Source organism: Colwellia sp. SU-HH01172 (assembly GCF_057553355.1).
In genome coordinates this window covers 154,585-180,632 of sequence record NZ_BAAJMB010000008.1, presented here as the reverse complement: position 1 = coordinate 180,632, position 26,048 = coordinate 154,585, and the positions used below count along the sequence as shown (strand labels likewise).

The window sequence follows — 26,048 nt, the reverse complement described above, 5'->3', positions numbered from 1 at the left end:
GAATATTCCTTAGTGATTGCTTGCTAATGGTGCGGCCTTGGGATTAAGCTCGGCAACATTATCTTGTTTGTTTTGTTGGTCTTTATCTGTGCTTGAGTTATGTTCTCCTAAGCGTAATAAACTAGGAAATAACACTAAGGTAAAAATAGCACTGATGCTCATACCGCCAACAATAACCGCCGCCAAACCACGATAGATTTCACTACCGACACCTGGCATTAACATCAGTGGCAACATACCAAATAAACTGGTTAAGGTACTCATATAAACTGGGCGGGCTCGAATACGCACAGCTTGCGCCACGGCACGTCTTATCGGTAAGCCTTGGCGTTCGCCTTCACGAGTTTGGTCCACTAATAAAATAGCATTGTTAACCACTAGGCCAAGTAAAATAATGAAGCCTATCATGGTCATTAAATCAAGTGACTGGAAGGTAAAGACATTAAGTAAATTCAATGCTAACACGCCGCCACCAACTGCCATCGGCATTACCAATAATACTAAAACGCTGTCTTTAGCCGACTTAAATAATGCTGTCATTAATAAAAATAGAATGATCAGCGCTAGGACAAAGTTCTTCAACATATCTTGGATAGCTGCGGCCATTTCGTTGGCATTACCACTTAATAAAATGGAAGAGTCTTCTGGTAAAAGCGCATTCATAGACGGCATAACACTCGCTTCAATGGCGGTTAAAGCCTCTTCAAGTGACATATCGGCCGGAGGTGAAACTTGTAAACTAATGGTTCGCTTACCGTCAACACGTCTTAGTTGCGTTGGGCCAGCAGTGCGGGTGATATCGGTTAACTCGCCAATAGTTTGCACACCTGCCAGTGGTGAATGCATTGGCAGTGATGCTAATTCATCAGGCGTATTCCATTGTTCACCGCGCAAAATTACATTAACCCGTTCATTACCATCAAAGTATTCACTGATAAATAGGCCGCTGGTATAAGCGCGAATAGCATTGGCGACATCACGACGGGTTAAACCCGCTTGTGAAATCCGCTGGTCGTTTGGTACTAGTTTTAATTCTGGCTCCGATAAACTTAGGCCTGGATTTGGGAAGGCGGTAGTGTTTGCCATATTTTTATTAATGGCATCAATGCCGGCTTGCGCTACGGCCATTAAACTTTCGATATTAGGACCTTTGATATCAATATCTATGGTGCGGCCATTACCACCACCAGAAACATTAATCATCGAGCCCCTAAATAAAAACACTTGTGTGTCAGGTAGGTCAGACAATACTTTTGTTCGTATTTCTTGCATTAACTCTTCAACGCGGGTTGGATCATCTGAATAAATAAAGCCACCCGTGGCACCAGAGCCAAAAGAATAAAAGTTATAACTTTTAATTTTTGGCATTTTTTCGCCAGTTAAGTAGGGCGCTAATCGCTCTTTAACTAAGCTAGCAAACTCATGCTCAATAAAATCAACATTACCGCCCGGTGGCATATTTAAGCTATAGAAAAAACCATCAATAGGTGCTCGTGGCATAAAGTCAGTTTTCGGCATCATCAATACGGTGATAAGTATAGAGCCGCCGAGTAAGGTTGCGATCCATGCAAAGCGTTTAGCGGTAGAGTTGGTTAATCGCATCACTAAACTGGTGAGTTTTTCCCAATAATGTGCATAAGGGTCGACGGTCTTATCTGTTTTAAGCCAATATTTACTTGCGATAGGAATAATTGTAATGGCAGAAACCAAAGAGGCAATGACTGCAATTGAGAGTGTTAGAGCTAAGTCAGAAAATAGTTGCCCTTCAATACCTTTCATAAACAATATGGGCAAAAATATCGCGACACTCGTCGCCGTTGACGCAAACAACGCACCGGTTACCTGTAAAGCGCCTCGCATAACTGCTTTACCGTTATCCATACCTAAACTGCGTAGCCGTACAATATTTTCTTGTACGATAATCGCCGCGTCTAACACTAAACCAACGGAAAATGCTAAGCCGGCCAATGAAATTACGTTTAGGCTGCGTTCAAATGCGGCTAATGCAATAAACGATACCATAAGCGATACCGGAATCGTTGCGGCAATAATCAAGGTATTGCGCATGCCGCGTAAGAATAACCAGAGAATAATCAGGGCTAACAATACCCCCAAACCTAAATTGTTTTGTACTAGTTTCAGGGCATTACGAATATGTACCGAAGAATCAAAACTTAAGTCAATTACTAAACCAGCTGCTTTCATTGGCCCAGCGTTGAGCTCTTTAATGGCAATATTAATTTCATCAAGCAATGCCACAGTGTTGGCATCATTTTGCCGTTTTAAGGTAAAATAGTATGAAGGTTGACCACTACGTAAATTAAAGCCAAAACGATCAACTAAAGTGTTTTCAACAGTGGCAACATCTTTAAGGTAAATAGGGCGGTCGCCACTGAAACTGATGATCATCTCTGTTAAGTTTTCGACACTATATTGCCCGGAAAAACGTACGGTATATTGTCTTCTACCGACATCAGCTACACCTGCTGAAACGTCACTAGCACGAGCTATGGTGGCACTAATATCGGCGATAGATAAGCCCAGTGAAGCGGCGCGTAATGGGTCAAAAGTAATACGTAGCTCACGTGGGCGAGAACTGTTTAAATTCACTTGCCCCATGCCTGGTATGCGTGCAAAGCGCGGTTTAACAACATCTTCAATTAATTTTTGGTACACCCCTAGATCAGAATTTGGATTATCTGGTAGGGTTTTAATCATTAAAGACGCAGTATTGGGACCGCCGCGACCACCACCGGCTGATACCACAGGCTCAATAGCATCTAGTGGCAAAGGGGGCGCTTGGTTTAGGTTATTAATAACATCGAGCATGGCACGCTGCATATCAGCGCCGACATCAAATGTTAGGGTGATGTTACCAAAGCCACGTTGAATGTTGGTGGTGACTTTTGTTACTCCTTGGGTGTTTTTTACAACGTTTTCAATGGGTTCAATTATAACCGATTCCATTTCGGCAGGTGCAGCGCTACGCCAACCCGTCGATATGGTAATTTGGGGTTGCTCAATATCAGGCGTTAATTGAATTGGTAGCTTAAAAACACTCATCAAACCAAATACCATTACCAAAGCAACAATCACGATAATAGCGGCTGGATTTTTTAAAGCATTGCGCGTTAAATTCATTTTTAATCCTAATAAATTACATTAACAAGATTATAAAATGTTACTTTTTCTTTGCCCCTAACCTTAGGGTAAAGCGTCGGGTTTTTGCGACAAAAAGCACATTAGATACATTTGTTTACATTCATACGACTAGCACGTCTACAGGACTAATCTTTGAGAGTTTAGTCCTGTTGTCATAGTAAGACGTGATGACGACCTGAAAAGTTGATTTTATTTAAGTGAAACTTTACTTGAAAAGGCCCTTGAAAGTGTTGGATTTATTTACACTGTTGAAATTTACTTAGTGAGAGTTGTCTGCTGAATTTTCTAATCTCTTAATAAATTTACTTTATTTTTAAAGGGCACAATCCATGCTTGTACAAAAATCGAACTGCAATTTACTTGGATGTAAAGGGATTAAAATGAACAAGATTAAACATACTATTTTGTTATTGGTTTGTAGTTTTGGCTTAATGATAAGCCAATTTTCCAATGCGACGATTATAACTAACAGTTGTGCTAGCGCTACTGAATGTAGCTTAGATGAACTCATTAATGGCGGTGGTAGCATTAGCATTGATGATGTCGCGTTTACTAATTGGCAAGAAATTGTCAATTCCGTTTTTGAAACTGACGGTAATACTGATAATGATGATGTGGTCGATATTTCACAAATATTTGTTGCCGGTATTGACTCAATTGCAACCGGAAATCCAAATGAATTCACGTTAGGGTTACAATTCTTTACTACCACAGGTTTTTCACTGCCATTTTTACTAGATCCTGTAGAAGAGTCAGAGTTAGAGCTGGATGTGGAATATGATGCAACGGCATCAGGTACTACTGAAATTACTGCGACAAAACTGCAACTAGGCAATCGAAATTTAGGTTCAGATGATAGTTTTGTTGAGGTTAACCTTGATTCAGCTGCATTGCTTAACTTACAAGTATTTGATGAAAATATTTTTGGTGCTCCTGCCGATCAGTTGATGGATGATACGACCTTTATTTCGGCTCAAACCAGTCTTGCTTTAAATTCGAATATACAAGTAGGTACTTTTGTTGACGGTGATGTTGAGCTATTTGATTTTTCAATTCTATTGACTGTTCAGTCAGATGATCCTGTGTCTAGCGTGCCTGAGCCTTCGGGCATAATACTGTTGTTATTGAGTTTAACTCTGTTACTGACAACTCGTTATCGAAAACCGTTTTAGAAACATAACTTCACTTTTTAAGATAAAAATTTCAATTTAATTAGCCTTTTCTGGCTAATTAAATTGCATGGTCTCGGCAATATTTAGTTGTCGACTAACACTTGCCTTTGTCGGTCTGGTGATTCCAGCTTGAGTTGTAGGAACTAGCCTACCGTGTCTTCAGGGCACTGGTAATTACAAGGACTTACTATGTTCAAAACAAGGCTATCAAAAAAATGGCGCGGCAGAGCTTGTGCCGGAATACTGTGCATACCTATGTTGTCGTCGAATGCGTTTGCAGGCAGCGAACCCTTTATTGGGGATATTATGTTATTTGGCGGAAACTTTTGCCCCGTAGGTTGGACCTCTGCTGAAGGGCAATTATTAGCGGTAAATCAATTTGATGCGCTTTTTTCACTGTACGGCACGACTTATGGAGGAGATGGTAGAACGACTTTTGGATTACCTGATCTTCGTGGAAGAATAGTTGTTGGTGAAGGGCAAGGTGTCGGCTTAAGTAATCGGCGCTTAGGTACCAAGTCGGGCAGCAATAATTTTGTGGTGACGGCAAGTAATCTCGGTGGTCATAGCCATGCAGCAACGACAACTTCTCAATTTGGTGCATCAAGTGCCACGGGGACGGCATCGGATCCCGCTGGCCTAGTTTTGTCAGATGATAATGGTGACGATATTTATAATAACGCGGCACCTAATGTCACTATGAGTGCTGCGAGTATTTCGTCGACCACCAGTGTTGATTCAACAGGTGGCGCTGCAAGTACCACTTCTGTTCAGCAGCCATCACTAGCAATAACCTATTGTGTGGCATTGGTTGGTATATATCCATCGAGAAATTAATTGTGACTAGATAGGGAAAGGTGAAATATTCCAATCTCTAGGAGAGAAAAATGAATTGTTCACGAAAAATATTACTTATGGTTAAAGCTATGATTTTAACCAATATACTTGCATCGGCTCAGGTGTTTGCAGACGAACCTTTTATTGGCGAAATTCGTCAATTTCCTTATAACTTCTGCCCTCGTGGTTGGGTAGATACTAATGGCAGTTTATTAGCCATTTCTGAAAATACCGCGCTTTTTGCGATTATAGGAACAACTTATGGTGGCGATGGACGCACGACTATGGGTTTACCCAACCTTAAAGCTAGAGTGGCAAAAGGCGCTGGTAATGGCCCCGGGCTGACGAACGTGGCTCTAGGAGAGCTTAATGGCGTCGAAACATTTGCCTATACTGGCGGAGTGCCGGCACATTCTCATAGTGCGGCAACGACATCTACTGTTCATGCTTCTTCTGCCGCTGGTAATACATCAGCCCCGTCAGGGGGAGTATTGGCAGATGATGGTCGTGATCGTATTTATAATCAAGAAGTGCCTGATGTCACGCTAAATGCGCAAACCGTGCTTTCAACCACCACTTTGGCGAACTCCTCTTCTGGAGCAAGCACTATAAATCGCCGCCAACCTTCTTTAGGTATGCGCTTTTGTATTGCAACCATTGGGCTTTTCCCAACCCGAAGTTAATTAAGGAAAGATTAAAATGATTTTTATTAAACGAATCGTCAGCAAATTATTGATTATTGTCGTTGCTGCTTTTGGTGTCAGTAGTTTTACAGCAAATGCTAGTAGCAACCCTTTTTTGGGGGAAATTCAAGTAACAGGAACTACTTTCTGCCCACGTGGCTGGGTTGAAGCGAATGGACAGATATTGCCGATAAACCAAAACCAGTCGTTATTTTCCTTATTAGGCACAACTTATGGTGGTGATGGCAGAACGACTTTCGCTTTACCTGATTATCGAAGCCGAACTCCTGTTGGGATTGGCACGGGGACCGGTAATATCGGTGATATTTCCTTAGGTGAAAGAAGTGGTCGGGAAAGCATCACAGAAAATATTATTCCGAGTCATACCCATACAGCAACAACGAACACTATGATAAATGCCTCCTCAGGGCGCGGAAATACATCGCTACCAACCAATGCCGTTCTAGCGGATGACGGTGCCGATAATATTTATAATGGCGAAACGCCAAATGTAAATTTATCTAGTCAAGTCATAACGTCTGCAACGGTTATTGGAGCAGCGAGCAATACCCCGATAGATAATATGCAGCCGTACCAAGTTCTCACAGTATGCATTGCATTGCAGGGGCTGTTTCCGTCGAGAAATTAGTGAACTTAGGACATTAGATTTTAAATACAATGGTCTCTGGGCCATTGTATTTAATATTCGCTAAGGTTGCGATGGGGCTAATACTTTACATTAAGTGCCATGATAGCCATTTTTTTAAGGAGCAACAGAGTTCTAAACTGAAAGAGCAATTGACTCTAGCTTGTTACGTGGTCATCCTGAGTATTAATCCGTACCGTAATTTCTGAAAGTCGAGTCCAGCTTTGTAAGGTAACTGGCAAGATAATAGCTGCTTCGACAAACTCCCATGAGTAGCTAACAATAGAAAATATAGTTCCAGCGCTGATTTGTCCGTCAGATGTTGCAAACCATAAATTGAATACCACCATCGCAAGCAATACAATAAAAACACTGCCATAAAGAATCGCTTCGCGATCTGATAGTTTAATTTCCATTTTTTTCAGATAGCTAAGATGGGTAAATAATTGAACCGGAGACTTAGTGTCTAAGGTGGATACTTGTTGTTCAGTTTGTTTGTTATAACTTCTGTTAAGAGTGTAAAAACCTTGGTGGAATAGACTATAGATAGTTATTGTTAATATCGCACCAGTAAAAGCCGCTAATGCTAATACCGGATTAAGAAAGTACAGTACAAAAAGTGAAATGATAAATTGAACACTGGCATTAAGAGCTTCTGGCACACTTTGTTCTAAAAAATCGACTAACTCTCGCCCCATACCTATTCTAGCATTAAGCACAGATACAGGCAGATTTTGGCTGGTGCTGGCGATATCTGCTTGTACATTGACACGAATATCGCCATAGGCACGAGTATCATAAAATCGTCTGATGACACTCATGGTAACTAACGCGATGAGAATGGCAATTAAGACCAGTAAGGCATCGGTTTGGCGAGCTAATAATCCATCAATAGCAAAGCCAATAAACAGAGGCACTAACGACATTAGGGTGATTTCCAATGTCGTTAATAAAACATTAATAGCGACTGAAACCTTGTTATTAGCAATGATATTGCCGATAGAGATAAGCTTTGCACTAGACATTTAGCGGTACCTGCTGCTGTGTCGTTGCATCAGACATACGTTCTACCGGTTTATATTTGCCATAACTGAGCAGTATCGGGATTAATATTAGAGTAATTGGTGTCGCAAAAATTTCACCGAATACTAAAGAAACTGCCGCGGGTTTTAAATATTGTGCCTGTTCAGAGGTTTCACTCAGTAAAGGTAATAAACCACACACGGTAGTTACGGTAGTTAAAAATATTGCTCTTAAGCGGCTTTTTCCTGCTTCAATAAGCGCATCTTTTACCGATAAACCGGCAAGGTATAATTGATTAAACCGGGTCATTAAGACGAGAGAGTCATTAATAACAACACCGGTCATGGCCATCATGCCAAATAATGACAATAAGCTAATCGAAAGCCCCATAACGCCATGGCCATATATCGCCCCAGCAAAACCGAAAGGGATCACAGACATGATAATAAATGGTTGCCAGTAAGATTTTAGCGGAATAGCCAACAGCACATAAATAAGCAATAGTGTAAGCAGCATGGCTTTTTTGAACCCAGATTGTACCGCAAGAATTTCCTCAAATTCCCCTGCGGCCTGAATAGTGACATTAGGATATTGTTCATGCAACTTAGCTACAATTGACGATCGCAACTGTTGCCAAACTTCTTGAGGCGAAGCAATCGACTTGTCTTGTCGCCAAAAAATAGAAACCACTTCATTTCTATTTTTTCTATAAAGTACTTCAGGCTCGCGACTATAGGTAAAATCAGCAATTTCAGATAATGTCACATATTGATTTCCTGTCACGAGAACGGGCGTTTGCTTAAGTTGTTGTTCAGTTTTTCGCGATTGTTCAGGTAAGCGCAGCATGACCAATGATTCTTCACCTTGGTCGAGTAAGCGGTGCAATTCAATTTGGCCAAATGCTCCACCAACCAAATAAGCCAATTGTTGTTGGGTTAAACCTAAGCTGATGCCTCTTTGATTCAAGGTGACTTGTAGCTGTCGTTTACCTACTTGTGAGTCGTCAGAAACATTATTGACGCCTGCTATTTCAGCCAATGATAGCTTTAATTGCTTTGCAACATGTCTTGCTAAATCTCGCGAAGGCGCGCTTACCGTCAGGAATGTACCTCCAGCGGGCTCTTCTGAAAAGGTAAATTTTTGTGCGTAACTCCCTTCTAACAAACCTGTTTGATGTTGCCATTCTTTTAGTAATTCATTGCTCGGTATTATCTTCAGAGCTTCACTTGATAGCTCGATGGTTATTTCTAGTTTTTTTGCACCTTCCATCGAAACTAAATAGCTTGTGATCGCTGGGCCATGAGTTTTATATTGAGATGAAAGAGCGGTATTTGTTGCTCTTATTGCTTGTTCTAGAGGTTTAATATGTGATTGCGTTAATGACAGTGCTGCGTCCTGATCCATATCAATAACAAGTTCAGCAAAACGTCCTGGAATTTCAGGAAAAAAAACGCTTCTAATTGTTCCTTTTGCCATAGCACCATAGGCGCCAACCACTAGGATAAGAAATAAAGCTAAACATGTGCCCTTGTGGTCAAGCGCACATTTTAACCAGGGTTGATAACAGCTGTTCGAAAACCAATTTAGCGCATTATTCGCTTTTTCTCGTGTGATTTTAAGCCATCGATTAAAGCTATTTTTACCTCTGGGTGTGTTTTTTAAGACTAAGTGTGTTGGTAAAATGAATTTACTTTCAATGAGTGAAAAAATTAATGCAAAAATAACGACAGCTGAGAATCCGGCTAAAATTTGAGCCAGCTCATTCTCTATCCACAACATTGGCGAAAATGCGGCAATGGTTGTTAGTACACCAAAAACGGTAGCAACAGAAACAGCTTTTACGCCCTGATATGCAGCTTCTTTAGGATCGGTGTATTTTCCTCGAGCATGATGAATTGACTCACCTACCACAACCGCATCATCTACCAAAATACCTAATACTAAAATCATGCCGAATAAGGTGATGTCATTAATGCTGTAATCAAAAGCGGGAACACCCATTAGCCATATAGCGCCAGCGATAGAAATTGGAATGCCCATAGCAACCCAAAGAGCAAGACGCACTTCAAGAAACAAACTCAAAAGAACAATAACAATTAGCAAACCTTGCCAGGCATTCGTGCCAAGTAAGTTCAATTGCTCGTCAATATAAGGTGCCATATCAGCCATTATTTCAGTTTGGATTGTTACAGGCAGTTGCTCTTGAATATCAGCAAGCACAGTTTTGGCGGCATCGCTTACGTCTAGCAAATTATCTTTTTGACTGGTAGATATCATGAGTGCAATCGCAGCTTGTCCGTCAAATCGCACTAAGCTATCTGTTTGTGCATAGCCACGTTTAACGTTCGCAATGTCGGATAGCTTAACCACAGCGTCATGATTGCTGATAACGGGAATTTGTTCCAATGCAGGTAATGTATCGGCGAAATTATCCGCCTTTAATATAATTTTCCCCCGTGCGGTATCTAATTCACCACTGCGGTGCGCCAGTGACTATTGATGAATGATATCGGCAAGATTTTGATGAGAAAGACCGTATTTTTTAAGCTCATTTGAATCTGGTTCAATAATTAATTCTTTGCGGCGTTTGCCCAAATTAGTTACTTTTGAAATAGACGGATGTTTTTTGAGAGCATTCTGAACGAATGTTGAAACTTGCTGTAAGGTTTGCTCGTTATCGCCACCATATATAATGATAAATGATGCTAAATTACCAAACTCATCTTGATATATTTTGGGGCGTTCAGCTCGCTCAGGAAAGCCAACGATAGCATCAACTTGGTTACGTACTTTTTCTAACAGTTTAGCTAAATCAATGCCGGTATTTTTCTTTACTCTAATGGATGCATAACCGGCATAGGAACTGCTGGTGATACTTTTTATACCGGCAACACCACTGATGGCATCTTCTATACGTTGAGTGATACTTTCATCAACTTGTTTGGCGGTGCCACCTGGGTAGGTAACCTCTATTATTAGTTGTGAAGCGGGAATTTGAGGAAAGCTTTCTACCCTTAACGATGTGAAGGATAAGTAACCGGCAATCAAGGTAAAAGCCATCAATAAATTAGCGGCAACAGGGTTATCTAGAAACCATTTGGTAAGAATATTCATTACTTGGCTCCTTGTGCCACAATGGGCGTAGCTTGCGCTGGTTGTCCCGCTATCATAGTACTTAAAGGATAAAGAACGACTTGACGGGTAAGCTCAGCATTTTCGCTAAAGGTAAACATGACTTCGGTTGCGTTTTCTTCCAATAATTGGACTTTTTCTAATTTCAATTCACCGTTTTGAATTGTCCAAACCTTATTGTCTCGGGTTAATACGGTCGCTGGGGTTACTACCGCATTGTGGTATTCTTTGCTGGTAAAAGCGACATTGACTTGTAGATCTGGAAATAATGACAAGTGGCTTTTGTAGGGGTTATCAATTGTGAGAAATAGCTCTCGTTGGCGTGTTTGTCTATTAAGTTTAGGTGATAAGTAGCGTAGGTAAGTTTGCCATTGGTTGCCTTCGACGTCCGTGATTTCTGCTGATACTTGGCTAATATTAACGACCTGTTGCCACTGTGATTGTGATAAATTCACTTCAACATCTACAGCGTCGGCAGAAGCGAGTGCATATAGATGCTCGCCTTGGTTCACTTGTTTCGCAGGTACGATATATTTGTCTAAAACAATAGCGTCAAACGGGGCTTTAATTTTAGTATCATTAAAACGTTTTAGTGCTGCTTGATAGCCCGCCTGTGCGGCCTTCAACTCTGCTTTTGCTGCTTCAACATGCGGCTTGTGAAGGCGATAATCATTTGTTGAATCGCCATTTTCTAGGCGCTTGGCAACAGTTTGTTCATTGATAAAACGGGCCAAGTTAAGTTTTGCTTGTGCAATTCTCGACTCTGCACTTGCTAGCGACGCTGTGTAATCAATATCTTCAATTTGAGCAATGACCTGATCTTTTTTGACAAAGCTGCCGGGTAAAACATCTTCAAACGGCTTAACTACTCGGCCACTAACGTTGGCGATGAGATCAATTTTCCATCTAGGTTTTATGGTGCCAGTTACTTTAATGTTGGGGCGTTTAGTGGTTGGTGTCACGTTAACAACTGTGACCTGGTATGCAGGCGCCATTTTTTCAGTTGCAGGTGCTAGCATTGAGCTGTCATCGAGCAGCCATAACACCATGACAATACCTATAATTGCTATCAACACCTCAATCAATTTCGACTTCATTTTATTTCCTCTAACACTTCATGATACTATTGTGAAACACTGGTGTATCATAATGCTTTTGATTTTATGATACAATCGTGTTTCATAAGATGGTTTTGAGGATATAAGAATGGTTGATGCAAGAATTCAGAAATCTCAACATGCGTTGGTACTTGCGGGATTAAAATTAATAAATGAGAATAAAGAAATATCTTTAAGTGATATTGCCAAGGAAGCTGGTGTTGGACGCGCCACCTTGTACCGTATATTTAGTAGCAAAGAAGCACTAATTGAAGAGATCGCACTATATTGCTTAAATGCATTTGAGGATGCTACTCAATCTATTGATAAACTTGCAACGTCAAGTATTCATGCGTTTGAGTTATTGTTCGAGTTTGCTATGCCGCTTACCGAAGAATCCCAGTTCCTGTTCTCGTTAGACTATTTTTCAGAGGAAATTCCAAAAGTAAGCCAAATCATTGACAAGCAAGATAGGGAATTATGCGAACTAATCGACTATGCGAAAAGAAAAGGAGAAATTGATAAAAGCTTGCCGACGAGCTGGATTTTGAACTATGTTGAAGGACTATTTTATACTGGTTGGATACAGCAAAAGCAATTCAATACCTCGGTGCAAGAATCCGCAAAATTAGCGTATAAATGCTTTAGTCGATCGGTACAATCATCTCTCTAAAAAGGGTAATCACTAGGTAGAATTTTTCTTATATTTCATTACAGGACCTGCTTTTATTATGTGAAGAATTTTGAGTTGTTGCAAAATCAATGACTACAATATTAATTTTAATCAATCTTCTAAGTGGATATAGAAAATGTGCCGAAATAAATTTACTAGGCATATATCAGCCTTGGAAAAATTGTCGGGCAATAGGCAACTTCCATAATATCTGCACATTTCATCGTTACAATTTAGTTACATCAAAAAATGTTTGAAGCTAAGGAATTTGTAATGTATCAGGCTAGATTTTCTCGTTCCATATTCCGAGTGGTTAAGATACTCGGCTTAATATTGTTAACCGGACAACTCCTTGTTGCTTGTGGTGGCACTGATGATAGCGACGACGGTGGTCTTAGTGATGGCAGTGATATAATTAATAATGCGCCGATAGCAAATGCGGGTAGTGGCCAGAACGTATCAACAGGAACACAAGTTTCATTAAGTGCAAGTAATAGTTTTGATGTCGATGGCGATAGCCTCAGCTATAACTGGACGTTCTCTTCATTACCAATTGGTAGTGGTGCTTCATTAGCAAATGCAACAACAGTCAACCCCAGCTTTACGCCAGATATAGATGGCGACTACTTTATTTCTTTAGTGGTTAATGATGGCACTGTCGATAGTACTATCGATAAAGTTATCATAACGGCAAGCGGAAATAACGCGCCTGTGGCGAATGCTGGAACAGATCAAATGATTTTAACGGGCAGTCAGGTGGTGCTTGATGCCAGCAATAGCTCTGATGCTGATGGCGACAGTCTCATTTATAACTGGTCATTCTCATCTGTACCAACCGGCAGTAACGCGGTATTAGAAAATGCTGCCACAATCAGTGCAAGTTTTACAGCCGATATAGATGGTGATTATATTATCGCTTTGATTGTTAGTGACGGTGCCGAAAACAGCAGTGCTGATTCAGTAACCGTTAGCAGCTCAACGACATTGAATTCACTTCAAGGCTACACCTTGTTTTCTCCGATGCAATCAACCGAAACCTATTTAATTGACGAGTTAGGAAACACGGTACATACCTGGCAAAGTGATTATCGCCCTGGTTTATCTGTTTACCTTTTGGACAACGGTGAATTATTAAGAACGGGTGCTATTAACAGCAAACCGACAACGTTCGCAGGCTCTTATGGTGGCTCAGCAGGTATTATTGAAATATTAGATTGGAACAGTAATGTGATTTGGAGTAAAAGCCTAGCGACTGAAGAATATTTTAGCCATCACGATGTTGAACAACTTCCTAACGGCAATATTTTAGCTATTGTTTGGGAAGCAAAAACAGCTGCGCAAGCGTTAGCTTTAGGCCGAAGCAATGTTTCAGATGACAGTTTATGGGCTGATGCTATTTATGAAATTTGTCGCGCCAGTGCAACAAATAATTGCATTGACGGTGAAATTATATGGCAATGGAATACATGGCAGCACGTGGTTCAGGATGATGATAGTAGTATCAGTGAAACCTATGTGAGTAATGTTAATGAGCATAGCGATAAAATTGATTTAAACTTTTTCAAAGGCTCAGGGGGGACTGACTGGACACATATTAATTCTGTTGATTATAACGCCGACACAGATCAAATTCTGGTCAGTGTGCACGGCTTTAGTGAATATTGGATCATAGACCATAGTGACGCTAGTCGAGGAATTATTAGTCGTGTCGGCAATCCGTCAGCATATGGTGAAGCTGGAGAGCAAGTGCTTTTCAGCCAACACGATGCACAGTGGATAGATGATTCTGCCCCTGACGCGGGTAATATTTTAGTGTTTAATAATGGTCAAAACAGACCCGAGGGGAACTATTCATCGGTTGATGAATTTTGTTACTCAGAAATTAATTGTGTGCAAGGTGAATTAGTTGCAAGTTATTACGAAGGCCCAACGGGGGATTTTTATGCTAACCACATTTCTGGTGCTCAACGGTTAACCAATGGCAATACTTTGGTCTGTGAAGGAACCAAAGGCCGCTTATTTGAATACGATACTAATCATGATGTTGTCTGGGAGTTTATCTACGACTCGCAAATATTTAAAGTCTCTCGGTATTTAGAGGATTATTCTGGTCTACAGCAGCTAAATTAACTGCTGTTTAAAAATCATGTGCTGCGACAGTATAGTTTGCCTGTAACGAAAGATATTGACCTAAATTTTACCCACAGATGAGAATACTAGTTCTCAATGCCATGACTTAAATAAATTTTCGCAGCACTCAATAACCTTAGTTATTTCGACTTGCTTAAAAATACCTTTAGTTTGACGCTATAAATATAGCCAGCTATTCGGTTGTTTGGCTTCTTAAGCACGGAGGCGCAGGCTTCTTTAGACCCATTCAATAATGGGATTATTTTCCACCTTAAAAATATTCCATTTAATTAAAGCACTTCAACATAACAAATACATTTTGTTTACAAGACTTATTGATATGATATAACATATCAATAAGTCTGCAAGAAGTTAGTGTAAAGTTCAATGTGTTAGATAGGAATAGGCAGAATTAAATTCTTTTCAGTGCATAACAAATAAGCACTCTTTGCTTGAGTTGTTCAAAAATAAAACGCTACGCAGGCTAATAATATAAAGGGTTTTGCGCTTATTGATTGACATCAATAAATAATCTATTTGGCTAGAAGGCTCTAGCCGCTAACTCTTTTATCAATTTTCATCAAAGCATAATTTAAGGTTTTATCGTGCTAAAAAATAATTATCTCGCTATATCAATTGCATTGGCATTAACTTCACCGGGGGCTTGGAGCACAACAAACTCGACGGCTACTGAAAAGCCTCCTCTTATTGAACATGACAAAAAAGTTGCCAGTGAAGAACCGGCATCTGTCGAAGATATTGAGAAAATAAGCGTTATTGGTCGCTCATTAGGTATCCAACAAGCAAGCCAACTATCAACCTATGTTCTTTCGGATGAAGAACTTGTTTATCGCCGACAAGGCGGGCTCGGTGAAACACTTGCCGGACTGCCTGGCGTGCATCTGGATAATTTTGGTGGCGGTGCATCGCGTCCTGTTATTCGAGGTCAAACCGTTCCTCGGATTGAAATACTAACTGATGGTGCAAAAATATTTGATGTCTCATCAGTATCGCCCGATCACGCTATTACGGCTGATCCGTTATTGCTTGATGCCATTGAGATCCAGCGTGGTCCTGCCGCTGTTCGATATGGTGGTAGTGCTGTTAATGGCGCAATTAACCTGATTGACGGAAAGATTCCTAAGGAGCTGCCATCTGGCGGAATATCGGGGGCAGGCGAAATTCGCTATGGTAGTGGTAATGAAGAGAAAACAACGGTCGGGCGTATTACCGCAGGCTTAGGTGATTTTGCTGTGCATGCCGAAGGTAGTTTACATACCAGCGAGGACTATGATGTTCCCTCTGACTTTGGCAGTGATGAACTGAAAGATTCCTACTCGGAGGGCTCAAACTTTGCCATAGGTACTTCATGGATTAGAAATGACGGTTATATTGGTATTGCCTATTCGCGGCAAGAGAGTGAATACGGCTTACCAGGACATTCACATGCCAATGGGGTTTGCCATACGCACGGAATTGACCTTCATTGTGAAGCCCACGGTATATATGCAGATGCATTTCTTGGAATGGATGATTCGCATACCGCTTATATAAAATTAAACAATGAAAGGATTGATATAAGAGCTGATTATAAGGACTTGTTCCAAGGCATAGCACAAACGCGTCTGCGACTTTCCTATACAGATTACGAGCATGATGAAATGGACGGCGATACTCAGTTTGCTAGTTATGCCAACGAAGTTTACGATGGTTTGATAGAGTTAACGCATAAGCCATTGCTGGGTTTTATTGGTACATTTGGCATGCAGTATAGCGAAGGTACATTTAGTGGCTTAAACCTTGATAATGAGCATCAAGGTAGAACTTCTCACGATTTAATTACTAAGAATGTTGGCGTATTCCTCAGTGAAAAAAGCTCTTTTGGTGCGCTTGAGATAGAACTTGCGGTACGAAAAGACTGGCAAAAAATCCATGTTGATAAACTAGCCTACAATGAATTTTGGGGCCTAGAAGATACAGAGTTCCCGCCAGAATGGATTGTCATGATGGAAAATTATTATGATGACTATTTTGAAGGCGCATACCCGACATCGAAACAAAAACCATTTTCAGCATCACTGGGTTTTACATGGCAACTGGGAGATGGGTATTCGACAGGGCTAGTGCTTAATCGCTCCCAACGTGCGCCTAGTGTACGAGAGCTTTATGCTAACGGGAATAACCTCTCAACAAATAGTTATGAAGTCGGTCTTGCCAGTTCATCATTTGTATCGGAAACTTTCCCTGAAAATAGTACCGACTTTGTCGAAACTACTAAGTCAGTTGATTTAGTACTCAAGAAAACAGGAGGACAGGTAGAGTTTGAAGTGGGGATTTTCTATCAAAATGTTAATGATTATATTTTTGCCCGTCTTATTGAAGAAGAACAAGTTGGCGATATAACCCACCGTTATTTACTTTACACGGCCGCTGATACAACCTTCGCAGGCATTGATGGACAAATTAGCTATCACTATTCTCCTACCTCACGTATAACACTTTTCGGTGACTACGTTGATGCCGACCTTAAGGCCGAAAATGATAATTTGCCACGCATTCCGCCTGGCCGACTTGGTGTTCGCTATAACTATACTGAGGGCCTTTTATCTGCCGATGTTGAGTACGCTAAAACCTTTGCACAAAATGATATAGCCTTGTACGAGAGTCGCACACCTAGTTACAACATGCTGAATTTCACAGTAGCTTATCAATTGGAATTGAGTAGTGGTAACGATGCCAGTGTCTATCTTCGCGGCACTAACCTGACCGATGAATTAGCCTATACCCATACCTCTTTTGTCAAAGATCAATCGCCGTTAAGAGGGCGTAATGTTGTGCTTGGCATGCGTTATTCTTTTTAAATTGATTTAGAGTGTTCGGCTACTTAGTTGTGCACGCTAATTAAAACATTGCTTTGTAAATTTACCCATTTTACTGCGCGTAACTTAAGCTGTAACCGTTTTTACATTGCGGCATATATAGTGTTACTCAATTTGAAATGGGTTTATCTACAATACATAACCTAGCTTTTAATAGAAGATCTGCCTAACCAGCAATGATACAATGCATCAATAGTCTAATGTACTGATATTACATTAGGCTATTGAGTTTATTTGAGATTTTTATCGGTATCATCCAGTTAACTGCCTAAAATGTGAAGATTGCACTTTCTTTTGAAGAAAATGAAATGCTAAAGAACATGGGGTCTGGTCAAGTATTAGTGCCTATAGTCAACTTGATAAAGCTAAGCCAAATTGTTGATAACAATGATAAACGGCTGCAAAGGGATAAAGATTTTATTAAATAGTATGCGACAGTGGAGGCTAGTGCAGTGAATAAGCAACAATTATCTAAAATAATGAACAAAGCACAGGACATTTGTACACATTCTGGTGCACGCTTAACAAAAAAGCGTAAAGAAATTTTGGAACTAATGTTGCTTTCCGGTACGCCATTATCAGCTTATGAGTTGACCGATCACTATAATAAAAGTACTGACTCTTCTATGCCGGTGATGTCGGCTTATCGAATGCTGGATTTTTTAGCAACAGAACAGCTTGTCCATAAACTCAGTTCCACCAACAAATACATTGCTTGTTCTCATATTGCTTGTAGTCATGAGCACGAAATACCACAATTTCTTATTTGCGGGAAATGCGAAAATGTCAAAGAAATTGCCATTGCCAAGCGCATTACCGATGAATTAGACCAACAAGTTGCTGATGCAGGTTATAAGCTCATTAATTCCCAATTAGAATTAAAATGTATATGTGATGAGTGCTTAGCGATGGAAAGCTAAATACCACGTTTTATAAATTATGAGCCAATTTAAGCAATTTACCGTCGCTTAATTGTAATTGCTATTAAGGCGGCGACCTGTATTCCAGAAATCTATATTAAAGACATTGGTTGATGATGCCTTGAAAAACTTCAGTTGCTGTTCTTTTCAACATGCTGAATTTCCAAAAAGGCTGTTGACATTGACCATGCAACAAGGCTGATCCCCGTTAATGATTCTACGCTGGTGAATAAGCGTACTAGGCCTTGGGGCACAATGTCTCCAAAGCCTAAAGTGGTAAATACTGTTGATGAGTAGTAAAAATAATCTGTGACTGAAGTTAATTTACTGCCGGTTAACGAACCAAATTTAGGGTTTGATAACATCAACTTATAAGCGAAAGCGAAAATACATATTTCAACAATATGAGCAAAAATAAGGCAAAGCATTACCTTAAATATTCTGCTTCGTCCAATTTGTTGCCCAGACATTCTACTTCTCTTTAACCACAGCATAACTTGCGAATGTATCCATACGCTGATCACTATCGTAAAGATGGCGATCAGCCATTCGTAAATAAAGTAACTTACCTCCATAACTGTATTTTCAGTATTATGCTGGTTTTGTTTTATAAAATAGCGAATAAAGTACAGGCAAGAGCACCATGGTTAATAACGTACCAAACGATAAACCTGCCATAATGGCCACTGCTAATCCTTGCCAAAACAGATCGGGCACTAAAGGTATAACGCCTAACACTGTTGTTGCAGCTGCTAAAAATACCGGTCTGACACGAGAAATTACAGCATCAATAATGGCTTGATGCGGTGATTTTCCATCAGCCTTCTCTAGGTTGATTTGGTCGACGAGTACGATGGCATTTTTTATCATCATGCCAGATAAACTCATAACGCCAAGCAAGGTCACAAAACCAAATGCCGCACCGCTCATTTGTAAGCCAGGCGAAACCCCAATCATAACAAACGGGATGAGTAGCATGATAATTACCATAGGGCGAAGTTCATTAAACAATGCAACCAAAATAAATAAAATGATGGCTAACGCAGGAACCACACCTGGAATTAATGATGCTTGAGAGTCAATGGTACTTTTATGCTCACCAAACCACTCTAATTTATAACCTTTTGGTAATTCTATTTGGCTAAACTCGTCTAATACTGAAGCTCTTAGTGCCGCGACTGTTGTATCAACAGGCGTTGCTTGCACCGTAATTGCCCTATGGCGATTATATCGCCATATTGTTGGGTTAACCCATTCAGTGGCAATACCATCGGTAACTTGGCCTAAAGGTACTGATATTGACTGGTTTACTGGTTCAATTTGCAGCGTTTCTAAGCTATTGATGCTTCTTTCATCAATATTTTCTCTTACTATAATAGGTAATAGGTTGTCATCTCGACGGTAAGTTCCAATAGTGAACCCGTCATAATAACGTTTAGTGGTATTGGCAAGGTCCGAGCGAGAAATGCCTGTGCGACGACCTTTTACTTGATTATATTCAGGTACTACATCTAATACTTGTTGACGCCAGTCGGTGGAGATTTCTTTAGCAAGTGGTGATTGATGTAAAATTGCCATACCTTTTGCCGCTAAGTCTCTTAATACTTCAGGATCAGCATCAGCTGGACCAATAAATCTCGCTTCAAATTCCCATGTTAGTGCCGGGCCTACGGTGTATTTTCTGATCCGAGTCATGGCATCAGGTATATTTTCTCCTAACCATAATTGTAGGTCGTCAATAACATTTGCCATGTCGTCAAGTTCATGGACATTGACAATAAGCTGTCCATAGGAAGAGTTAGGTTTTTCAGGGTCTACCGGTAAGTAGAAGCGTGGTGAGCCTTGACCGATAAATGCAGATACCGTTTGCACTCTGTCATCAGCCAATAAATAGTCTTCTATAGGAATGATGCCTTTCGAGGTTGTTTGCACTCGTGTACCTTGTGGACTCCAATAGTCCACCATAAACTTGGTCATTGCTGAACTTGGGAAGAATATTTGTTTTACATTACCAAATGTACCTAAAGCAACAGCTAAAAGCGCCACCATACTTATAACCGTGAGTAAGCGTTTTTGTAATGAAAACTCGAGCAAACGGCGAAAGCCAGATAACAGCTTACCTTCAGAGTGGTTCTCTTGAGCGTCATTATGCAGCATATACATGCATTGCAGTGGCGTTATCGTTAGTGATATTACCCAGCTCACCATCAATGAGATGGCAACAACAATAAATAAGGCGCGACAATATTCGCCAGCACCTTCAACTGAGGCAAAGATAGGATAAAAAGCCATGACGGCAATCACAGTTGCACCAAGCAACGCCATCGAAGGTCCTTTCGCGGCTTCAACAGCGGCCTTTTTCTTATCTAATCCTTTTTGAATTTTAACAACATAGCCTTCAGCAACAACAATGGCATTATCTACCATCATGCCTAAGGCTATGATTAACGCCCCTAATGACATGCGGTGTAGATCAATGCCAAAAACTGCCATCAAGATAAACGTGCCTAGAATAGTTAAGGTTAATGCAGTACCAATAACTATGCCCATTTTCCAACCCATAGCGATGGTGAGGACGACCAATACGATGGCAACGGCTTGCATGAAATTAATTAAAAATGACTGTACTGACTCGTCTACGGCGCTTGGTTGCCAATGAATAGGTATCATTTCTACACCAACAGGCAATCGTTCTTTAACTTCTGCTAGTTTTTGTGAAACGCGTGCACCCATTTCTACGACATTGGTGCCTTCAATAGGAGATATGGATAGTACAATTGCATCTCTGCCGTTAAGGCGCATTGTCGCGGTAGAGGGTTCAACATAACCTTCACTGATTGTCCCGATATCACTGATACGAATAAATTCGCTAATATTGTCGCGAGACTGTCCGTGAACTAATAAATTGCCAATATCTTGTGGTGTTTTGAAGCTGCCTGAAGGCTGAACATTTAATCGGTATCCGCCTGACTCAATGTGTCCCGCGTCAACAATAAGGTTTTGGTTGCTTAACAAGGTGGTAATTGATGCGCTTGATAACCCTAAACTCGCCAATTTGCTTTCTGATACGTCAATATAAATTGCCGCTTGCTGGTCACCCCATAGGCTAACTCGAGCAACGCCTTCTACCAGACTAACTTCTTTTTGAACTAATTTAACGTAATCATGAACTTCGGTATTATTATAACCATCACCAATAACACCGACCATGAGTCCATATACAGCACCAAAATCATCAATTACTTGAGATGAGCCTGCGCCTTTAGGCAACTCACCTTGAACATCACTGACTTGACGACGTAATTTGTCCCAGACTTGAGGTAATCTGTCTGCCCAATACTCGGCTTTAATTGACACGGTAATAAGTGAAGAACCAGCCATTGATCGAGAGTGTAATGAATCGAGTTCAGGCATTTCTTGCAATGCATTTTCTATGCGATCAGTGACTTCTTGTTCAACCTCTGTTGGGGTTGCCCCATAATAAGGCGTCATGATCAGCGCATTTTTCACGGTAAATTCAGGATCTTCTAATTGCCCTAATGAAAAAAAGCTAAATATCCCAGCTACCGTTAGCAAAATAACACTAAATAAGGTTACAACCTTATTTTTGATAACAAATTCAGTGAGATTCATAGTTACTTTCCTTCGCTTTCTAGTAGACGAACCTTTTGCCCTTCTGTTAAAAAATGTACGCCCGCTGTCGCTATCCAGTCTCCAGACTTCAGGCCTTGGGTAATGGTGACACCTTGGTCTATTAAATTGCCTTTTTGTACTTGGTGTTTAGTGACGGTTTGGGAGTCTTGGTTATATAGCCATACATAAGTTGTTTTGGCGTCTGTAGAACTAAATATTGATTTTAACGGCACGATAACGGGTTGGTTGCCATCAGTAGCACGAATAACATCACCTGTTGCGTTACCTGACATACCCGGAAGAATATCAACACCAACCGGTGGCTCCATAATTATACGCACTTGGAATGTGCGAGTTGACTGCGATGCTTCGTTACTGACTTCCTTAATTTTTGCCGGTATGGTGACATTAGGGAAAGCATCGAATGTTACTCGAATATTTTGTACGTAAGGTAAGTTTGAAATTAAGTTTTCAGGAATATTAACGTCCATTTCGATTTTAGACATATCGACCACGCGAAAAATCGCAGAGTTGCTATTTATATCTTGAAAATTGTCGACGAAACGTTGCACGACGACACCATCAAACGGTGCTTTTAAGGTGGCATAACTTAGCTTATCTTCTGCTGCGTTTAATAGGGCCTCTGAAGACGCTTGAGCAGCATCTGCTTGTTCAAAAGTCGCTTGGCGCAAGTCGATAGTAGATTGGCTAACTGCACCTGGATCTGATTTTTGAATGCGTAAAACCCTTTCATATTCTACTTTTGCATTTTTTAGTTGCGCTTTTGCACTGGCCAATCCTGCTTTAGCATTGGCAACTTCAACTTCAAAATCTCTTTGGTCAAGCACGGCTAATACATCACCAATACGTACTTCTTGCCCTATTTTTACCGGCATTTTATCGAGTGTGCCTGATACTCGAAATGACAGGTCAACTTCTTGTGTCGCTTTTGCAACACCAGGAAAACTTTTCCCAGCAATTTTTTCAGCAGAGCCGATTTGCATTGCTTTTATTGGACGTACTACTTCTTTTTGTGGCTGTGCTGCCGGTTGGCAAGCAGTTAACACTCCAAGGGCTATCAAGGTGGTAAAACTACGGTTGATACTTGGGATAAATTTCATTCTGTTCTCCGAAAAATACTGTTTTTTGTGTTATCGCTGTATGTATAAGGATAGATTAGTTCTCTAGGTTATTATCCCAATCTGTTCTTTGTGTCATTTGAGAAATGGTCGCTTTGTTTAATGAAATCGGGTCACTTAACTCCCATCCACCACCCATTGCTTTGTATAAAGATACAACATCTAACGCTATTTGCCCTTTGGCTTGAGCTTGGTTTTGTCTGACATTCACCAGTTGGCGTAAAGAGTCTAGTACTGACTGGTAATCTGTAGCGCCATCTTTGTATTGCTCTAATGCCAACGAGGTTGCGCGATCATAGGCTTGTGCACTTTGAGATAGATGACTCTCTATCTGTGTCGATTTATCTAGTGAAACTAGCGCGTCTTCTGCTTCTTTTACTGCGCTAATTACCGTGTACTTATAAGCTTCTATCGCCTGTTGTAGTCGAGCGTCTGCGGCTCGCACATTGTTAGCAACGCGTTCAAAGTTAAATATATTCCATGAAAACCCTAATCCGGCAGTATATTGGAGTGCGTCACTACTCAATAAGTCACTGGTTGAACTACCTGAAGAACCGCCAGCAAGTGTTGGAATGCCCGTTGTTAATGAATACCCTAAGCTTCCAGAAAGTGAAAATGTTGGGTAATAGTCTGCCTCTTTAACGCCAAGCTCGGCATTTTGCAATTTTGCCAAATATTCAGCAGAGCGAATATCAGGTCTACGTCTGAGCAGATCTACAGAAATGTTCACCGCATTTTGATCATCAAATTGTGGGATGCTCAAAGAGCCATTTAACTTTGCCAATATCGCCATTCTGTGGGTACCGAGTAAAACAGCGAGTGCTGTTTCCATTTGGTATAATTGTTGTTCTAAGGAGGGGAGTTGTGAACGCGTTTCAAATACTAAGGCACGGGCTTGTTGTAGATCTAATTCGGTTCGTCCGCCATTTTTATACCAAACTTGTGCGATTTCCAGTGAACGTTCTTGCAATTCAATATTGTTTTTTAATAGTGAAATACGTTGTTGTAGTGTTCGTATCCCAATGTAATTACTTGCTACTTCTGCCGTTACCGAAATCAACATATCGCCATAGTCTGCCATCAAAGATAGATGACTCGCATTAGCAGACTCTCGTTGGCGCAACAATCGCCCCCAAACATCTATTTCCCAGCTGCTATCAAATCCTAGCGAATACATTTCGTTATTATCTAATGGTGACGGTGAGGAATGCTCACTTTGGCTGGTTGTTGAAGCGTTGCCATTGAGGTTTATATTAGGAAGATTGTTAGCATTAGTTAGCCCTAAAATAGCCCTTGCTTCGACAATTCTTAATGCTGACTGTCTTAAACTAAGGTTTTCCTGTTCAGCGTGAGAAATCAAAGCAGTTAGCGTTGAGTCGTTAAAGTTTAACCACCAAGCTTTCCCTGAGGCTTTTGATGCTTCCTCGTTGTTATTGAATGACCACTTTTTTGGAACATCAACTTTTGGCTGGATAAAATTTGAACCAATTGTCGTACACCCAGCTAATACTGATACAGCTACCAAGGAGCCTAGTTTTTTTTGCAGTTGTTTAACCTGTGGAGCGATATAAATTTTCATTGTTTGTTCTCTCATTAATCAGTGATTAACTGACAAGTGCTCTGATAGGAAAGCGTGTCATTATTCCGCCGGAAATCACTAGTTAACGTCATTGTGCAATAAATAATGTTGCATTTTTCAAGTATAGTTGCAAATGCAATGGTTGCCAATGATATAATTGTGAAGGCAAGTAATCAATAAGTGTTAGTCGCTTTTATTAACAATTGCTGAAGCTAGATAAAAGCATATAGAAGCTGTGTATATAAATTAGTACCGTGGCTATACTTTTTAGCGTAAAATTACAGCCAGATTTTTATGTTGTGGGGATCATCAATTGGCAGAAGAACGCGATGGCGCTAAATTACCTAGGATCAGTAGTTTTGGCTGGTTAGTAGCTGTATTGGGAGCGGATTTGGCTGATAGCCTCGATAAGCGACTAAAAGAAATCGGCTTGAATTTGGGTTTGTGGCCAACACTGTTTGCCCTTTGGGAAGAGGATGGTTTAACGCAAAAAGAACTCGCGACCCGATGCAGCACAGCACATTATACAACTACTCGGGTATTAGATTCTCTTGAATCGTTAGCATTGGTTAAAAGGCATCCTCATCCGAGCAGTAGAAGGGCGCATTTGGTTTACCTTACCGAAGAAGGCAAAGCCCTTGAAGAAACTGCTACTGCACAAGCAATTGACTGTAACGCTGAGTTCATGTCGGCACTTTCGTCTGATGAACAAGCCCAAATAAAAAAGTTATTACTGAAAATTTTAGCAAATAGAAATGTAGGTATTGGTTAAATTAGCAATAACTAGTTGTCAGTAAAACAATAAGCTTGATTAAACTTGGTTTTTACAAGTACATAGCGCAATAATAGAAGTTATTTGATTCGCGAGTCTAGTTTTAACCATGCCAATGCGTCTGTTTTATTATAGAAATATTTATAGCTTAGATTTAGGGGCTGGAAGATTTTATCAACTATTTCTTCATGGGTGTGAATTGCGATAAGATAAGCATAAGATAGGCAACCTTTTTCATCGCACAATTTAAGAAAATTTCTAACATCCTCAAGAGCCTCCCATACGAGTAATGTTTCTTCACCTAATATCAATAAGAGTTTCCAGTATTTTGAATTTTCATTTTCGACTACTTTTAGTGTGTCAATGCAACTTTGTTGTACACCCTCCAAATTAAATGAACCTTTAAGGTCTAGGGTGATTACATTGTTTTCAACTGTTATAGAGTAATCGCCATGAGCACTAAACATAGGTGGTTGACCTTAATGAAAATATTGATAGTAAGGAGTATTTTCATTAAGTGTAGGTTTTGAATGTAGAAAGGTAAAGTGAATGCCAATATGGACATTGTATT

At 40.4% G+C, this 26,048-nt stretch carries 17 protein-coding genes and 1 pseudogene; 9 read left to right on the top strand and 9 right to left on the bottom strand.

Annotated features, from left to right (window positions below):
• Window positions 1-9: 9 nt before the first annotated feature.
• The gene (locus AC27JP_RS18250; protein WP_487117362.1) at window positions 10-3,141 is read right to left on the bottom strand and encodes an efflux RND transporter permease subunit; all 3,132 of its coding nucleotides are present in this window, start codon (window positions 3,139-3,141) and stop codon (window positions 10-12) included.
• Between the two features lie 401 nt (window positions 3,142-3,542).
• On the opposite strand from AC27JP_RS18250, the gene AC27JP_RS18245 reads away from it, so the two are divergent.
• The 4 genes from AC27JP_RS18245 to AC27JP_RS18230 all read left to right on the top strand — a co-directional run bounded on the left by AC27JP_RS18245 (window position 3,543) and on the right by AC27JP_RS18230 (window position 6,503).
• Window positions 3,543-4,334, top strand: coding sequence for a PEP-CTERM sorting domain-containing protein (locus tag AC27JP_RS18245; RefSeq protein ID WP_487117361.1), 792 nt, complete (start codon window positions 3,543-3,545; stop codon window positions 4,332-4,334).
• A gap of 189 nt (window positions 4,335-4,523) precedes the next feature.
• Window positions 4,524-5,171, top strand: a complete 648-nt coding sequence (locus AC27JP_RS18240) for a phage tail protein (RefSeq protein WP_487117360.1) — start codon at window positions 4,524-4,526, stop codon at window positions 5,169-5,171.
• Window positions 5,172-5,221: 50 nt separating this feature from the next.
• The gene (locus tag AC27JP_RS18235; protein ID WP_487117359.1) at window positions 5,222-5,854 is read left to right on the top strand and encodes a phage tail protein; all 633 of its coding nucleotides are present in this window, start codon (window positions 5,222-5,224) and stop codon (window positions 5,852-5,854) included.
• Window positions 5,855-5,870: 16 nt separating this feature from the next.
• Window positions 5,871-6,503: a phage tail protein gene (locus AC27JP_RS18230; RefSeq protein WP_487117358.1), complete on the top strand. Its 633-nt coding sequence runs from the start codon at window positions 5,871-5,873 to the stop codon at window positions 6,501-6,503.
• A 155-nt stretch (window positions 6,504-6,658) separates the two neighbouring features.
• Here AC27JP_RS18230 and AC27JP_RS18225 read toward each other — a convergent pair whose 3' ends face one another.
• The 3 genes and pseudogenes from AC27JP_RS18225 to AC27JP_RS18215 all read right to left on the bottom strand — a co-directional run bounded on the left by AC27JP_RS18225 (window position 6,659) and on the right by AC27JP_RS18215 (window position 11,752).
• On the bottom strand, window positions 6,659-7,525 hold the full coding sequence (locus tag AC27JP_RS18225; RefSeq protein WP_487117357.1) for an ABC transporter six-transmembrane domain-containing protein: 867 nt from the start codon (window positions 7,523-7,525) through the stop codon (window positions 6,659-6,661).
• Window positions 7,518-10,637, bottom strand: a pseudogene (locus AC27JP_RS18220) (efflux RND transporter permease subunit). Before AC27JP_RS18220 ends, AC27JP_RS18225 begins: the two are co-directional and overlap by 8 nt.
• Window positions 10,637-11,752 carry an efflux RND transporter periplasmic adaptor subunit gene (locus AC27JP_RS18215; protein WP_487117356.1) on the bottom strand — a complete coding sequence of 372 codons (1,116 nt, stop codon included), beginning with the start codon at window positions 11,750-11,752 and terminating at the stop codon, window positions 10,637-10,639. The pseudogene AC27JP_RS18220 and the gene AC27JP_RS18215 overlap by 1 nt, the downstream one beginning before the upstream one ends.
• Before the next feature lie 109 nt (window positions 11,753-11,861).
• Between AC27JP_RS18215 and AC27JP_RS18210 the strand changes: the two genes are divergently transcribed.
• The 4 genes from AC27JP_RS18210 to AC27JP_RS18195 all read left to right on the top strand — a co-directional run bounded on the left by AC27JP_RS18210 (window position 11,862) and on the right by AC27JP_RS18195 (window position 18,354).
• A complete protein-coding gene (locus AC27JP_RS18210) occupies window positions 11,862-12,425 on the top strand; it encodes a TetR/AcrR family transcriptional regulator (protein WP_487117355.1) in 564 nt (187 codons plus the stop codon).
• 273 nt (window positions 12,426-12,698) lie between these two features.
• Complete coding sequence (locus AC27JP_RS18205; RefSeq protein ID WP_487117354.1) at window positions 12,699-14,555, top strand: PKD domain-containing protein; 1,857 nt, start codon at window positions 12,699-12,701, stop codon at window positions 14,553-14,555.
• A gap of 605 nt (window positions 14,556-15,160) precedes the next feature.
• Window positions 15,161-17,416: a TonB-dependent receptor domain-containing protein gene (locus AC27JP_RS18200; protein ID WP_487117353.1), complete on the top strand. Its 2,256-nt coding sequence runs from the start codon at window positions 15,161-15,163 to the stop codon at window positions 17,414-17,416.
• 470 nt (window positions 17,417-17,886) lie between these two features.
• Window positions 17,887-18,354, top strand: a complete 468-nt coding sequence (locus AC27JP_RS18195) for a transcriptional repressor (protein ID WP_487117352.1) — start codon at window positions 17,887-17,889, stop codon at window positions 18,352-18,354.
• A gap of 131 nt (window positions 18,355-18,485) precedes the next feature.
• Here AC27JP_RS18195 and AC27JP_RS18190 read toward each other — a convergent pair whose 3' ends face one another.
• From AC27JP_RS18190 to AC27JP_RS18175, 4 genes are all read right to left on the bottom strand, one after another.
• Complete coding sequence (locus AC27JP_RS18190) at window positions 18,486-18,824, bottom strand: potassium channel family protein (protein ID WP_487117351.1); 339 nt, start codon at window positions 18,822-18,824, stop codon at window positions 18,486-18,488.
• A gap of 121 nt (window positions 18,825-18,945) precedes the next feature.
• Window positions 18,946-21,987 carry an efflux RND transporter permease subunit gene (locus AC27JP_RS18185; protein ID WP_487117350.1) on the bottom strand — a complete coding sequence of 1,014 codons (3,042 nt, stop codon included), beginning with the start codon at window positions 21,985-21,987 and terminating at the stop codon, window positions 18,946-18,948.
• Between the two features lie 2 nt (window positions 21,988-21,989).
• Window positions 21,990-23,108: an efflux RND transporter periplasmic adaptor subunit gene (locus AC27JP_RS18180; protein ID WP_487117349.1), complete on the bottom strand. Its 1,119-nt coding sequence runs from the start codon at window positions 23,106-23,108 to the stop codon at window positions 21,990-21,992.
• Window positions 23,109-23,163: 55 nt separating this feature from the next.
• Window positions 23,164-24,705, bottom strand: coding sequence for an efflux transporter outer membrane subunit (locus AC27JP_RS18175; RefSeq protein ID WP_487117348.1), 1,542 nt, complete (start codon window positions 24,703-24,705; stop codon window positions 23,164-23,166).
• A 313-nt stretch (window positions 24,706-25,018) separates the two neighbouring features.
• Here AC27JP_RS18175 and AC27JP_RS18170 point away from each other — a divergent pair, with 313 nt between their 5' ends.
• Entirely contained in the window at window positions 25,019-25,477 is a 459-nt protein-coding gene (locus AC27JP_RS18170; RefSeq protein ID WP_487117347.1) for a MarR family winged helix-turn-helix transcriptional regulator, read from the top strand.
• Between the two features lie 80 nt (window positions 25,478-25,557).
• Here the strand turns inward: AC27JP_RS18170 and AC27JP_RS18165 are convergent, their stop codons facing one another.
• Entirely contained in the window at window positions 25,558-25,944 is a 387-nt protein-coding gene (locus tag AC27JP_RS18165; RefSeq protein ID WP_487117346.1) for a hypothetical protein, read from the bottom strand.
• Window positions 25,945-26,048 lie beyond the last annotated feature (104 nt).